Here is a 13713-nt window from a genome sequence, read left to right as displayed (position 1 = left end):
GCCAAAGACTGCTTTGTTTCGTTTGTATCAGGATGTTAAATACTTGATTATTATGATTAAATGTTCATTCACCTCAACTTTTTGTAAATTTGGACGCTATAACAAATAGATAAGTTAACGAAAAAGTTCGGTAGAAAGAAAGAATGAAGAGACTCCAGCGCACATTGGCCGCGGCGGCAGCATTGACGCTGTGCGCTTGCGGCGTGCAGGGGCCGGCGACCAAGGTCGCGTCCAACGCGCCGCCTGTCTGGCAGGCGCCGCTGCCCCATCACGGCAGCATGAGCGAATTATCGAACTGGTGGCAGGGCCAGGGCGACCCGCTGCTGGTGCAGCTGATCGAAGCGGCACAGGCGGCCAGTCCGGATGTCGCTGCCGCGGGCGCGCGCATTGCGCAGGCCCGCGCCGAGCGCGTGGCCGCCGGGGCCGCGCTGGTGCCCAATCTGAACGGAGTGCTGACGTCTACGCGTATGAGCCAGCAACAGGCCAATGTCCCGACCAACACCACCAGCCAGGCGCTGTTGCAGACCCAATGGGAAATCGACTTGTTCGGCGGCGTGCGTGCGCGGCGCAATGCCGCCCAGGCCCGCCTGGACAGCGCCCACGCCGGCTGGCACGAAGCGCGCGTCGCCGTGGCGGCCGAAACGGCCAACCAGTATTACGGCCTGCGCGCCTGCGAACGCCTGCTGACGGTGACCAGGCTGGATGCCGCGTCGCGCGCGCATACTGCGCGGTTGACGGCGATTTCCACGCAAGCCGGCTTCCAGTCGCCATCCAACAACGCGCTGGCGCGCGCCAGCGCGGCCGACGGCAACAATCGCGCCGTGGCCCAGCGCGCCGCCTGCGAAATCGATGTGAAAGTGCTGGTGGCCCTGACTGCCATCCCCGAAGCCCAGCTGCGCGAAAAGCTGGCCGAGAACGCGACGGCCGCGCCGCTGGCGCCTTCGTCCGGCGTCACCATCGATGCCGTGCCGGCGCAGCTGCTGGCCCAGCGTCCCGATGTCTTCACCGCGCAGAATGAAGTGGCAGCGGCCAGCTTTGAAGTGGCCGGCGCGCGGGCGCAACGCTTCCCGCAACTGACGCTGTCCGGCTTCATTGGCCGCGGCAATATCCGCGCGGAGGGACAAAGCGTCACAGCCAACGCCTGGCAGATTGGCCCGGTGCAAATGGTGCTGCCCATCTTCGACGCCGGTACGCGCGGAGTCAATGTCGATGCGGCGCGCGCCCGCTACGACGCCGCCGTGAGCCGCTACCAGGCCGGCGTGCGCCAGGCAGTCAGCGAAGTGGAACAGGCGCTGGTTACCTTGCACAGCACCCAGGAACGTACCGATGATGCACAGGCTGCACTGGATGGCTACCGCAGCTTCTTCCAGGCCACCGAGGACCGCTACAACAACGGCCTCGCCAGCCTGCTCGAACTGGAAGACGCCCGCCGCACCCGGCTGGCGGCGGAAAACACGGTGGTGAATCTGCAGCGCGAACGCAGCGCCGCATGGATTGCCCTGTACCGCGCAGCAGGCGGCGGCTGGACCGCCCCGGCAGCGACACAATAACAATGGATAAGCTGATGAATAAGACGTCCCTCCGCCGCAACCGCCCGTACCGCGCCGCCCTGCTGGCGGCCGTCTGCGCTGCTGCAGCCATGGCGTCCGGCGCTGCGCCAGCCGACGACAGGAAGACCGATGCGCCCCGTCCTTCGCTGACCGTGACCACCGCGCATCCGCAAAAAACCACGCTGCCGATCCGGCTGACGGCCAACGGCAATGTCGCGGCCTGGCAGGAAGCCATCATCAGCAGCGAATCGAACGGCCTGCGCCTGGCCGAAGTTTTCGTCAACGTGGGCGACGTGGTCACCAAAGGCCAGCTGCTGGCCCTCTTCAACGCCGACACCGTGAACGCCGACGTGGCACAAGCCAAGGCCGCGCTGGCCGAAGCCGAAGCCGCCGCCGCCGAAGCGAAAGCCAATGCGGCGCGCGCCCGCTCCATCGAAACCACCGGCGCGCTGAGCGCCCAGCAGATCAGCCAATACCTCACCGCCGAGCAAACTGCCAATGCCCGCATCGCATCGGCGCGCGCCGCCTTGGCCGTACAAGGCCTGCGCCAGAAGTACGCCCGCGTGGTGGCGCCGGACAATGGCGTGATCTCCGCGCGCAACGCCACCGTGGGCGTGGTGGCGGGGCCGGGCACGGAACTGTTCCGTATGATCCGCCAGGGCCGCCTGGAATGGCGCGCCGAAGTCACCGCGCCCGAGCTGCGCAGCGTGAGGATAGGCGATGCCGCCATCGTGAAAGCAGCCAATGGCAGCGTCCTGACCGGCAAGGTGCGCATGGTGGCGCCGACCATCGATCCGCAGACCCGTTCCGCCATCGTGTACGTGGATCTGCCGGCAAATAACGGCAAGCAGCCGCCGTTCAAGGCCGGCATGTTCGCCACCGGCCAGTTCGAACTGGGTGCGTCCGACGCGATGACCGTGCCGCAGCAGGCTGTCGCAGTGCGCGATGGCTTCAGCTATGTCTTCAAAATGAACAGCGACCAGCGCGTATCCCAGCTCAAGGTGCAGACCGGCCGCCGGCTCGGCGACCGCATCGAAGTGCTGGACGGCCTGCCGGTCAACACGCTGGTGGTGGTGGGCGGGGCCGGCTTCCTGAACGACGGCGATCTGGTACGCAGTGCCGGTACCTATGTGCCGGACAATGCGGCCACCAGCGCAGCCGCCGGCGCCGGCAAAGCGGCCCGCCGCTAAGGACGTGCCATGAATTTTTCCGCGCTTTCGATCCGGAATCCCGTTCCAGCGATCATGCTGTTTGTTCTGCTGACACTGGCAGGACTGCTGGCATACAAGGCCAATCCGGTACAGGACTTCCCTGACATCGAACTGCCGGTCGTGAACGTGACCGCCACCCTGCCCGGGGCCGCGCCGGCCCAGCTGGAAACGGAGGTCGCACGCAAGATCGAAGATTCCGTCGCCACACTACAGGGTGTGAAAAATATCCGCACCAAAGTCCTGGATGGCACGGCCAACGTGATCGTCGAATTCGTACTGGAGAAGAATCTGTCGGACGCGGTGAACGAGGTGCGCGATGCCGTTACCCGCATCAAGGCCGACCTCCCCGGCGAATTGCGCGAACCCGTGGTCAGCAAGCTTTCCACGGCGGGCCGCGTGGTGCTGGCCTTTGTGGTCGAGGCCCAGCCGGGCGTGAAAATGGACAGCCAGGAGCTGAGCTGGTTCGTCGATAACACCCTGACCAAGCGTCTGCTGGCGGTGCAGGGCATTGGCCAGGTCAAGCGCGTGGGCGGCGTAACCCGCGAGATCCGCGTGGAGCTGGATGACGAACGCATGGCCGCGCTGCGGGTGTCCGCGCTGGATGTGTCGCGCCAGCTGCGCCTGGTGCAAAAAGAAGCGCCGGGTGGACGCGGTGACGTCAGCGGCGCCGAACAGTCGGTACGCACCATCRCCACCGTGCAAACGGCGGAAGAACTGGCGAAAATTGACATCCCGCTGGGCGCCGGCCGCCACGTGCGTCTGGAGCAGGTAGCCAAAGTGACAGATACTGTGGCCGAACCTCGCGCCATCGCCATGCAGGACGGGAAGCCGGTGGTGGCGTTCGAAATCTTCCGCACCAAGGGCGCCAGCGAAACCCAGGTGGCGGCCGATGCACGCGCCGCGATTGAAGAACTGCGCCGCAAGCATCCCAACGTAGCAATTACTCAGGCCATCGACAATGCCGCGCCGGTTGAGGAAAACTTCCACGGCTCGATGGAGCTGCTGTATGAGGGCGCGATTCTGGCCGTGCTGGTGGTGTGGTGGTTCCTGCGCGACTGGCGCGCTACCCTGGTCGCCAGCGCCGCCCTGCCCTTGTCCGTAATTCCAGCCTTCCTTGGCATGTACTGGATGGGTTTTACCCTGAACACCGTGACCCTGCTGGCTCTGGCCCTGGTGGTCGGCGTGCTGGTGGACGACGCCATCGTGGAAATCGAAAACATTGAGCGCCACCTCCACATGGGCAAATCGCCAATGCAGGCTGCCATGGAAGCGGCTGACGAAATCGGCATGGCGGTGATCGMGACCACCTTTGCACTGGTCGCCGTGTTCCTGCCGACCGCCTTCATGGGCGGCATCCCCGGCAAATTCTTCAAGCAGTTCGGCTGGTCGGCCGTGCTGGCGGTGCTGGCGTCCCTGGTCGTAGCGCGTCTGCTGACGCCGATGATGGCCGCGCACTTCCTGCGCCCTGCCGTCAGCACCCATGCCCCGGACGGCTGGCTGATGCAGCGCTATATGAAGACCATGAAGTGGTGCCTGAAGCATCGCGGCATCACGGCGCTGGCGTCGGCAGCCTTCTTCGTCGGCTCCATCATGCTGGTCGGCCTGCTGCCTACGGGCTTTGTGCCGCCGGCCGATCGCGGGCAGACGATGGTGAATCTGGAACTGCCACCCGGCTCCACGCTGGCCGAAACCAGGGTGATTGCGGAACAGGCGCGGCAGGCCATCCTGCGCGTGCCGACCGTGACGCATGTGTTCAGCTCCATCGGCGGCGGTTCTTCCGGCGATGCCTTCGCGCCCGGCACTGCAGCCGAGGCGCGCCGCGCTGTGCTGACCATCACGACCCGGCATCGCAACGACCGCAAGGAAAAGATGTCGCAGATCGACAATCAGATCCGCGAACAGGTGTCGGGCATTCCCGGCGCGCGCTTTACCGTCGGTCCGCCGGATACGGGCATCAAGCTTCAGGTCGTGCTGCGCTCGGACGATCCGGTGGCGCTCACCGATTCCGCGCGCAAGGTGGAGCGCGAACTGCGCACGCTGCACGGCATCGGCAATGTGACGTCCAGTGCCTCACTGGTACGTCCTGAAATCATCGTGCGTCCAGACTTTGCCAAGGCGGCGGATTTGGGCGTCACAGCCAATGCCATCGGTGAAACGGTACGCGTGGCCACCGCCGGCGACTACGACTACGATCTGACCAAGATGAACCTGCCCGAGCGCCAGGTGCCGATCCGCGTGAAGCTGCCGGACGCCGTGCGCGCCGACCTTGATGCCATCGGCCGCCTGACCGTACCCGGCACCAATGGCCCCGTGCTGCTGGCCACCGTGGCCGACATCACCGTCGAATCAGGCCCGGCCCAGATCGACCGTCTGAACCGCAGCCGCAACGTGACGCTGGACGTGGAACTGGGCAGCCGCTCGCTGGGCGAAATCGATACGGAAGCGCGCAATCTGCCTGCTATGACGAACCTGCCGCCATCCGTCACCCAGGCGGATGCGGGCGACACCCAGGAAATGGCTGGCCTGTTCGTCAGCTTCGGAATTGCCATGACCATCGGCGTGCTCTGCATCTACGGTGTGCTGGTGCTGCTGTTCCACGACTTCCTGCAGCCGATGACGATTCTGGCCGCGCTGCCGCTGTCCATCGGCGGCGCTTTCGTGGCCCTGCTGGTCACGCGCAGCGCGCTGTCCATGCCGTCGATGATTGGCTTGATCATGCTGATGGGGATCGTGACCAAAAACTCGATCCTGCTGGTGGATTACGCGATCCTCGCGCGCGCGGCGGGCATGAGCCGCTTCGATGCGCTGGTAGACGCCTGCCATAAACGTAGCCGTCCAATCCTGATGACGACAATTGCGATGGGCGCGGGTATGATGCCACTGGCGCTCGGCTGGGGCGCGGACCCAAGCTTCCGTTCCCCAATGGCGATTGCCGTGATTGGCGGCCTGATTACTTCGACCTTGCTTAGCCTGCTGGTGGTGCCGGCGGTGTTCACCTATGTGGATGACCTGGAGCAGATCGTCGAACGCACTGTGCGCAGGCTGCGCCGCCGTTCGCACTCCGGCGGCCCCATAACCATAACGAAATAGGAGCAAGCGATGGATATCAAAGTGGTTGAACTCGATCCGGTACGCGTAGCTTTCCTGCGCCATACCGGCCCCTATGGTCCRTCGCTTGGCGAGTTCTGGCGCAAGGTGGTGCAGCCCTGGCTGGCGGCGGCCGGCTTGCAGGGCCGTGTGACGTATGGCGTGGCGCTGGACGATCCGACCACCACACCGCCAGAGCAGTGCCGCTACGACGCTTGCGTGGAAGTGGACAAGGACTATGAGGCCGAGGCGCCTGCTTCGCTGGCCACGATTCCGGGCGGCCGGTTTGCGAGCACGCGCTATTTTGGTCCGCCGGACGGCATCGGCTCGGCATGGCATCAGTTCTATGGCCAGACGCTGGGCGTTGAGGGACTGGGCGATCGTCCAGGCGCCTGCTTCGAGCGCTATGCTGCGGACTTCCGCACCGATCCTGCGACCGGTGCCTTCGAATGCGAGCTGTTTATCCCTATCGAGTAGGCGCCTGCCAGCCGCCACCCAGCGCGCGGTAGAGATCCACGGACGCGGTGAGCAGCCGCGTCCTCAATTGCAGGCGCGCGACGTCTGCGCTGTACAGGGTGCGCTGCGCATCCAGTTCCTCCAGGTAGGACGCATAGCCATTGCGATGTCGGTTGCGCGCAATGCGCAGCGTTTCGGCCGCCGTTTCGCGGCGCGCGTCGTTCTGCACTACCTGTTCCCGCAATCTGTATATCGCACCGATGCCGTTTTCCGCTTCGGCGAAGGCATTTCGCACCGTGCTTTCGTAGCCGAAGACTGCCTGGTCGCGCTGGGCGGCTGCGGAATCGGTTTGCGCTTGCACCCGGCCGCCTTCGAAGATCGGCGCCGTCAGCCCGAGGCTGATGCGCCACAGGTTCGCCGGCGTATGCAGGAAGTCGCTGAAGTCGGTGGACTGGATGCCATCGGCGGCGGTCAGGCGGAAGGATGGCAGCAGCTGGTCGCGCGTGGCCTGCAGGCTGGCGTTCGCGGCGACGATGTTTTGCTCGGCGCGGGCGATGTCCGGACGGCGGCGCAGCAGTTCGGATGGCAGGCCGGCCGGCACAGGCGGCGGGGTCAGATCGGCCAGCGCCGTACCGCGCGCGATGGCGCCGGGATTGGCGCCCGTCAGCAGGCTTAGCGCGTTTTCCGTTTCGAAGATTTGCCTTTGCAGCTGCGGAATCTGTTCGGCGGCGGTCTGATACTCGGCTTGCGCCTGCAGCCATTCCAGCCTTGAGGTGTAGCCAACCTCGAATTGGCGCTGCGCGAGCATACGTGATTCTTCGCGCAGCTTCAGGGTGGCGATGGCCAGCTCCAGTTGCGCATCCAGGCCGCGCAGGTTCAGATAGGCGTTGGCGACGGTGGCGRCAATGGACAATGCCGCTGCGTCGGCGTTGGCCTGTTCGGCGCGGTAGCTTGCCGCCGCTGCCTCCGTTGCGCTGGCGAGGCGGCCCCAGATGTCGATCTCGTAGCTGGCCTGAAATTCGGCGGAGAAGACGTTGGTGTCGTAGGGGACGCCGTTGTAAGCCAGCGTGCGCGTTCTGGTTGGCGAGGCAGCCAGCGCCAGGCTTGGCTGCTGCCCGGCGCGCGCTGCTGCGACGCGGGCATGGAAATCTTCGACGCGGGCACGGGCGATGCGCAAGTCTTCATTGTGCTGCAGCGCGGTGGCCACCAGCGACGTCAGCGCCGGATCGTTGAAGGCGCGCCACCACTCCTGCTCCACCGGCTTGCTGCCGTCCGCCGCCGCCACGCCTTCCCCCGGCCCCACCACACTGCGCCACTGCGCCGGCGTCGCCAGCGTACTTTCCGGCGCCCGCCCCACCTTCGCCGCACACCCCGCCAGCAAAACCGCAGCCGCCACCACCACCGCACGCCGCCCGAATCCCGCGCACGCGCACGCGACGTGAGCGAAGCGCTGCTCTCCGCTGGCCGCCGGGTGCGCGAGGGGCTGCGCGGATGGAGCGCGGGCGCTCATTGCTGGCGCCCTTTCGCGCTGGCCGAGTCGTCGAGGACGGCGGAGGTGTCGATGCTGACGATCACGGACATGCCTGGCCGCAGGCGCGGCGCGAGCTTCTGGCCGGAATCGATGCGGATGCGCACGGGAATGCGCTGGGCGATCTTGACGAAATTGCCGGTCGCATTATCAGCCGGCAGCACGGAAAATTCAGAGCCGGTGGCGGGAGAAATGCGCTCGACCTGCCCGGTCAGCGTGGCGCCGTTCAGCGCGTCGACAGTAAAGGTGGCAGGCTGGCCCACCTGCACATTGGCCATCTGCGTCTCCTTCATATTCGCGATCACCCACATCTGCGATGGCACCAGCCCCATGAGCTGGGCGCCGGAATTGACGTAGGCGCCCTTGCGCACGGTGACCTGTCCCAGCTGACCATCCTGCGGCGCAGTAATCTTGGTGTTGTCGAGATCCACCTTGGCCGCCTTCATCGCAGCTTCCGCGTTGGCGACGGAAGCTTCCAGTGCGGCGCGGTTGACCGACACCGCCTGCGACTGCTGCTTCGCGATTTCAACATTGGCGCGCGCCTGCGATACCGCAGCCACGGTCTGCGCGCGGGTGGCACGCTGGGCATCCTCTTCGCGCTGCGACAGCGAACCATCCTCGGTCAATTGCTCGACGCGGCTCAGATCCGCCGCCGAGCGCGTCGCCTGCGCTTGCGCGTTTGCCAGCGCCGCTTCGTTCAGCACAATGGTCGCCTCCGCGCTGCGGCGCGACTGTTCCCAGTTTGCCAGCGCTGCCTTCGTGCTGGCGACCTGCGCGACAGCCTGCTCATAACGCTGGCGGTAAGTGCGGTCATCGATATCGACCARCAAATCGCCGCGCTTCACCATCTGGAAGTCCTGCACTTTCACATCCGTGACATAGCCGGAAAGCTGGGTGCCGATCACGGTCACCTGCCCGCGCACCAGCGCGTTTTCGGTCGAGACAACGGGACTCTTGAACGGCGGCAGACGCCAGGCGTAAAGCACAACCAGCACGCCGATCAGCGCAAGCAGCGCGAAGCCCGCGCCAGCCATCCACTGCTGGCGCGTTTCGGGCTGGCCCGGCGTTGCTGATGCAGCGGGAGGCGGAGCTACCGGCGCGGCCGGCGGCGCAGGCGGTGCTGCGGACGCAGCGGGGGTAGCGGTAGGCGGTGGCGCGTTATTGTCGTCTGTTGTCATCGCATTCCGTGATCAGAAATAGGAGCTTTGGCCATACCCGTCTGGGCGTTTTCTGCCGGTACTACAGGGCGGCAGCGCGTGCAGACCTGCCAGAAGTAATGCGCCGCCATCCACACCAGAGAGGCGCAGGCGACCAGGAAAATAATATAAAACACGTCGTTATACGCCAGCACATTTGCCTCGCGCGTGGCCGCCGCGCCCAGCGACGCCACCCCTTGCACGGTCCGCAGCGAGGGATCGGCCAGCGCGCCGTTCAAGGCCGACCCCGTGCCCTGCACGCGCGCTGCGACCTGTGGATCGAGCAAGGTCAAATGCTCAACCAGCTGACTGGAATGGAATTTCTCGCGTATCGATTGCACGGTGCCGATCACGGCCGATCCCACCAGGCTGCCCAGGTTCTGCGTCATGGAAAACATGACCGAGAAACTGATCAGATTGCGCGGCTGCGCAATCACCGCGCCGAAGCCCGACACAAACGTCGGCCCGATAAAGAAGGTGCCGCTGAAGGCCATCAGAAACTGGCTCACATACATCTGTTCCGGCCGCGTCAGACTGGTCGCCTGCGAATCCATGTAAGCGCCGATCGCCATCAGCAGCATGGCAAACATCAGCATCTCATGGATGCGCCCCGGCGTAATCAGCAGCGCACTGACCAGGATGCCCAGTATGCTGGCGATCAGTACAATCATCCACAGCACATCCATCTGATCGTTGTTCAGGCCCAGCGCCTGCAGGAAACCGACCGAGCCGCCGGCCTCCGACTGCACTATCCGGATCAGCAACACCGAGGTCGCCAGCCGCGCCATGGTGCCTGTGGCGAGCCAGCGGATATTCAACAGCGGATGGGCGCGATTATGTTCGATCGCCACAGCCGTCGTGCCGAGAAGGATGGCGCCGACCATGGCCCAGCCCAGCCAGGGCGCATCGAACCACCATACCGTGCGGCCCAGCGCCAGCACTGCGCACAGCAGGGCCACGCCTGGCGCAAAGAAAGCAAACGTTAAAAAGTCCGTCTTCTCGAAAGCCCGGATGCGGTCACCGGGCGGCAGGGGCAAGAGCAGCACGCAGCCCAGCGACAGCAGCGCCATGCCCAGCTCGAACAGATACAAGCCGCGCCACTCCGCGACTTCCAGCAGATCGGACGAAAAGATGCGCGCCATCGGGATCGCCAGCTGGGCGAAACCGACGCCCAGCACCACCGCCTTCAACCGGTGTTGGGCCGGGAAAGCCTGCAAGGTGTAATAAAGCCCGAGCACCGTCAGCGCCGCGCCGCTGATGCCATGCGCGGCCCGCACCGCAATGGCGGACGCCAGCCCGTGCACGAACAGGTGGGCCATGGTCACGATCGCATACAGGATCAGGAACAGCTCCGTGAACAGACGCAGGCCAAACTGCTGGCGGAATTTCACCAGCAGCAGGTTCATGGAGATATTGGCCATCACATAGGCTGCGGGCAGCCATTGGATTTCGGCCTGATAAACGCCCAGCGAACCCTGGGCATACGGCAGATTGACGGAAATCAGCGCATTTCCGAGGCCGCCGGTAATGGCGACGATGAATCCTACAACAAGGAAGGCAATGCGCCGCGGCGTGGAATGCAGCGGATTGGAGGGCGAGCCCGGCAAAGTCGGGCGCTCATGGGGAAGCCAGGTCTGTGGTGCGTATACGTCCATGCATTCGTCCAGCAGCTGTCAATCTGCCTGAAAGCATACCACCACAGACGGGTTCCTACTCCTATACTTTAGGGTTATCGCTGTCGCGCTCCCAGATACGATGCGAGGCCAGCACCTGCCGGAAGGCCGCCAGCGCGCCGGTCAAGTCCCCCGGCTCGGTGCCGATGATGCCCCGGTCATGCGTGCCGTCCGGCAGCGTGGCCGGAATGCCCGCTGCGGCCAGCAGCTGCGTGCCGTCGTCCACCACCAGCAAAGGCTTCAGGTGACGGTACTGTAGCCGCACGAACTCCAGCGCCARCGCCTGACCAGCCAGCGAAACCGCCGCCGCCGCACCGGCCGGAACCACCACCGCGTCATACAGCACGGCAGGCGTGGCCTCCAGCGAGACTTCGACATCCAGCGTGCCGCCGCCCGCGCCCTTCACCATGCCCATATTCGCACCGATCAGGCGCGGCACCGCGCCATCGCTCAGCAAAGCCTCATAGATGGTACGGACGATGCCCTCATCGCAGCCATCGGCCACCAGGATTGCCACGCGCCGCGAGCGGATGCCGCGTTCGCCGGGCCGCGACAACAGGGACAGCGCAGGCGAGGGTTCGTACTCCGGCAGCGTGCCGGTGAACGCCATCGGCAGCGGATCGGGCACTTCCATGCCCAGGCCGCCCGCCACGCCAGCGGAGAGAATCGGATCGACGTTGGCCAGCATCGCCAGCATGCGCTTGCGCACCATCGGCGTCTGCACCCGCGTCAGTTCGAAACGGAAGCCGCCTACGATATGCGCCTGCTCCACCGGCGTCTGGCTGCGCCAGAACAGGCGGGCCTGCGAATAGTGGTCGGCAAACAGTTCGGCCTTGCCGCGCACCTTGTCTTCCTGGATGTGCTCCGGGAAGGTGGTAAAGCCCATGCGCCCGGTCTGGAACGGACAACCACCGCCCAGCGAATTCGGCTCGTACGATGCCCGGCCACGATGGATGGCCTGGCGATGCATGCCGTCGCGCTGGTTATTGTGCACCTGGGCGACCGGCGCATTGATCGGAATCTCGTGGAAATTCGGCCCGCCCAGGCGGCTGATCTGCGTATCGATATACGAATGGATGCGGCCGTGCAGCAGCGGATCGTTGGTGAAGTCCAGTCCCGGAACGATGTGGGCGGCGCAGAACGCCACCTGCTCCGTCTCGGCAAAGAAATTGTCCGGATTGCGGTTCAGGACCATGCGGCCCACCGGCTGCAGCGGCACCAGTTCTTCCGGCACGATCTTGGTCGGGTCCAGCACGTCGAAGGGGAATTGCGCAGCCTGTTCTTCGGTGAAGACCTGCAGCGCCAGCTCCCATTCCGGATAGTCGCCCGCCTCGATGGCTTCCCACAGATCGCGGCGATGGAAATCGGAATCGGCGCCGCTGATGCGTACCGCTTCATCCCAGGCCAGCGAATGCGTGCCTTGCAGCGGCGACCAGTGGAATTTGACGAACACCGAATTGCCCGCCAGGTTCACCATGCGGAAGGTGTGCACGCCAAAGCCCTGCATCATGCGCAGGCTGCGCGGGATGGCACGGTCGGACATCACCCACATCAGCACGTGCATCGATTCCGGCGTCAGCGAGACGAAATCCCAGAAGGTGTCGTGGGCGCTGGCCGCCTGCGGAATGCCGTTATTCGGCTCCGGCTTGACGGAGTGGATCAGGTCCGGGAACTTCATCGCATCCTGGATGAAGAAGACCGGAATGTTATTGCCGACCAGATCCCAGTTGCCCTCGTCCGTGTAGAACTTGACGGCGAAGCCGCGGATATCGCGCGCCGTGTCGGTGGACCCGCGCTCGCCCGCGACGGTGGAGAAACGCACAAAGACCGGCGTGCGCTTGCCTGCCGCCGCAAACGGCGCCGCGCGCGTGATGTCGCTCAGGTCCTTATAGCTCTCGAAGTAGCCATGGGCGGCCGAGCCGCGCGCGTGCACCACCCGCTCGGGAATGCGCTCATGGTCGAAATGGGTGATCTTCTCGCGCAGGATGAAGTCTTCCATCAGGGTCGGACCACGCAGCCCAGCCTTGAGCGAATTCTGGTTGTCCGCAACCGGCACGCCTTGATTGGTGGTCATTCCACGGCCACCGGAATCGGTGCGCACGCGGTCCAGCGGACCATTGCCGGGATTTTCGCCCTGCGGCGGCTGGCCATTGCCAAGCTTGGCGGAGGCATTGCCTTCACTGGCGCTGCTGGCCGTAGCCAGCGGCGTTCCGGGTTTGGCGGACTGGCCCGGCACCGGTGTGCGCGCGGCATCGCCGTATTCCGAAGCCTTGGTAGCATTGTCTGGAATCTGTGCGGCGAGATCGATGCCGCCGACAACCTTCTCGCGCAACACCTCCGTGGCCGGGTCGGGGCTGCCGGTCCGGCCGGGAGGCGCTGCGTTGGAAGGTGCTGCGATGGTGCTCAATACCGAGCCTGCCCCGTCGGTGGCCGACGGGTCCTGTTTAGGCTTGGTCATGGCTCAATACTTGCGGGTGCCGAACAGTTTGGACACTGCATAACCGGCGGCCAGCGCCACCAATACCGAAGTGGCTGGGCTCTTGCGCACATAGGTGCGCCCCGACTCGGYGAAGCGCTTGTAAGCCACGGTCAGGCTTTCGCGTTTCTGGTCGAGCTTTTCGCCCATGTCGTTGATGGAGTCAGCCATCTTGTCGACACCCGTATGAGCCTGTGCCGCCAGGCGGTCTGCGGCTGCGGGCACTTTGTCGTGTGCTTTATCGATGGCGCTGTGCATGTCGGCGCGGGTATCTTTGCCGATGGTAGAGACGTTGGTATCGCTCTTTCCGAATTGGTTTTCCATGTCGTATCCCTTCATTTCTGGTTCAGGTGAAAGTGGCATGGATTACGATAGGCCGATCAGTTCTGCTTCACCGTGCGGCACCTAACAATGACAAGGGACCTGCCGGCACAATGCCATAGGGATTAAGCTGGCGATGGCTTTCGTAATAGTGGTGCTTGATGTGGTGGAAGTCCACCGTACCTGCAATGCCGGGCTTTGCGTACAACTGAGAC

Annotated in this window: 9 protein-coding genes; 4 read left to right on the top strand and 5 right to left on the bottom strand. The window is 64.7% G+C overall.

Features of this window, described 5'->3' with window-relative positions; all coding sequences use genetic code 11:
* The first annotated feature begins 143 nt into the window (after positions 1 to 143).
* Genes AB4Z11_RS07245 through AB4Z11_RS07230 form a run of 4 tightly spaced genes read left to right on the top strand, consistent with a single transcriptional unit; the run spans position 144 to position 6325 of the window.
* Positions 144 to 1550 (top strand): efflux transporter outer membrane subunit, encoded by a 1407-nt coding sequence (locus AB4Z11_RS07245; RefSeq protein WP_442023887.1) that lies wholly within the window; start codon positions 144 to 146, stop codon positions 1548 to 1550.
* Positions 1551 to 1564: 14 nt separating this feature from the next.
* On the top strand, positions 1565 to 2740 hold the full coding sequence (locus AB4Z11_RS07240) for an efflux RND transporter periplasmic adaptor subunit (protein WP_442023885.1): 1176 nt from the start codon (positions 1565 to 1567) through the stop codon (positions 2738 to 2740).
* A gap of 9 nt (positions 2741 to 2749) precedes the next feature.
* The gene (locus AB4Z11_RS07235; RefSeq protein WP_442023883.1) at positions 2750 to 5851 is read left to right on the top strand and encodes an efflux RND transporter permease subunit; all 3102 of its coding nucleotides are present in this window, start codon (positions 2750 to 2752) and stop codon (positions 5849 to 5851) included.
* A gap of 9 nt (positions 5852 to 5860) precedes the next feature.
* Complete coding sequence (locus AB4Z11_RS07230; protein WP_442023881.1) at positions 5861 to 6325, top strand: AraC family transcriptional regulator; 465 nt, start codon at positions 5861 to 5863, stop codon at positions 6323 to 6325.
* On the opposite strand, the gene AB4Z11_RS07225 is transcribed toward AB4Z11_RS07230, so the two are convergent.
* The 5 genes from AB4Z11_RS07225 to AB4Z11_RS07205 all read right to left on the bottom strand — a co-directional run bounded on the left by AB4Z11_RS07225 (position 6315) and on the right by AB4Z11_RS07205 (position 13501).
* The gene (locus AB4Z11_RS07225; protein WP_442023879.1) at positions 6315 to 7814 is read right to left on the bottom strand and encodes an efflux transporter outer membrane subunit; all 1500 of its coding nucleotides are present in this window, start codon (positions 7812 to 7814) and stop codon (positions 6315 to 6317) included. The genes AB4Z11_RS07230 and AB4Z11_RS07225 overlap by 11 nt on opposite strands.
* Entirely contained in the window at positions 7811 to 9010 is a 1200-nt protein-coding gene (locus tag AB4Z11_RS07220) for an HlyD family secretion protein (protein ID WP_442023877.1), read from the bottom strand. The genes AB4Z11_RS07225 and AB4Z11_RS07220 overlap by 4 nt, the downstream gene beginning before the upstream one ends.
* On the bottom strand, positions 9007 to 10683 hold the full coding sequence (locus AB4Z11_RS07215; protein WP_442023875.1) for an MFS transporter: 1677 nt from the start codon (positions 10681 to 10683) through the stop codon (positions 9007 to 9009). The genes AB4Z11_RS07220 and AB4Z11_RS07215 overlap by 4 nt, the downstream gene beginning before the upstream one ends.
* Positions 10684 to 10744: 61 nt before the next feature.
* On the bottom strand, positions 10745 to 13159 hold the full coding sequence (locus AB4Z11_RS07210) for a catalase (protein WP_442023873.1): 2415 nt from the start codon (positions 13157 to 13159) through the stop codon (positions 10745 to 10747).
* Positions 13160 to 13162: 3 nt separating this feature from the next.
* Complete coding sequence (locus AB4Z11_RS07205) at positions 13163 to 13501, bottom strand: hypothetical protein (RefSeq protein WP_442023871.1); 339 nt, start codon at positions 13499 to 13501, stop codon at positions 13163 to 13165.
* Between the last annotated feature and the right edge of the window lie 212 nt (positions 13502 to 13713).

Origin of the sequence: Pseudoduganella sp. RAF53_2 (assembly GCF_052113985.1) — a bacterium.
Taxonomy (GTDB): domain Bacteria; phylum Pseudomonadota; class Gammaproteobacteria; order Burkholderiales; family Burkholderiaceae_D; genus Rugamonas.
This window is presented reverse-complemented; position numbering and strand designations above follow the sequence as displayed.

Coding starts and splice junctions, on each gene's coding strand:
- AB4Z11_RS07240 (WP_442023885.1), top strand. CDS start 1,565: ATGAATAAGACGTCCCTCCGCCGCAACCGCCCGTACCGCGCCGCCCTG.
- AB4Z11_RS07245 (WP_442023887.1), top strand. CDS start 144: ATGAAGAGACTCCAGCGCACATTGGCCGCGGCGGCAGCATTGACGCTG.
- AB4Z11_RS07215 (WP_442023875.1), bottom strand. CDS start 10,683: ATGGACGTATACGCACCACAGACCTGGCTTCCCCATGAGCGCCCGACT.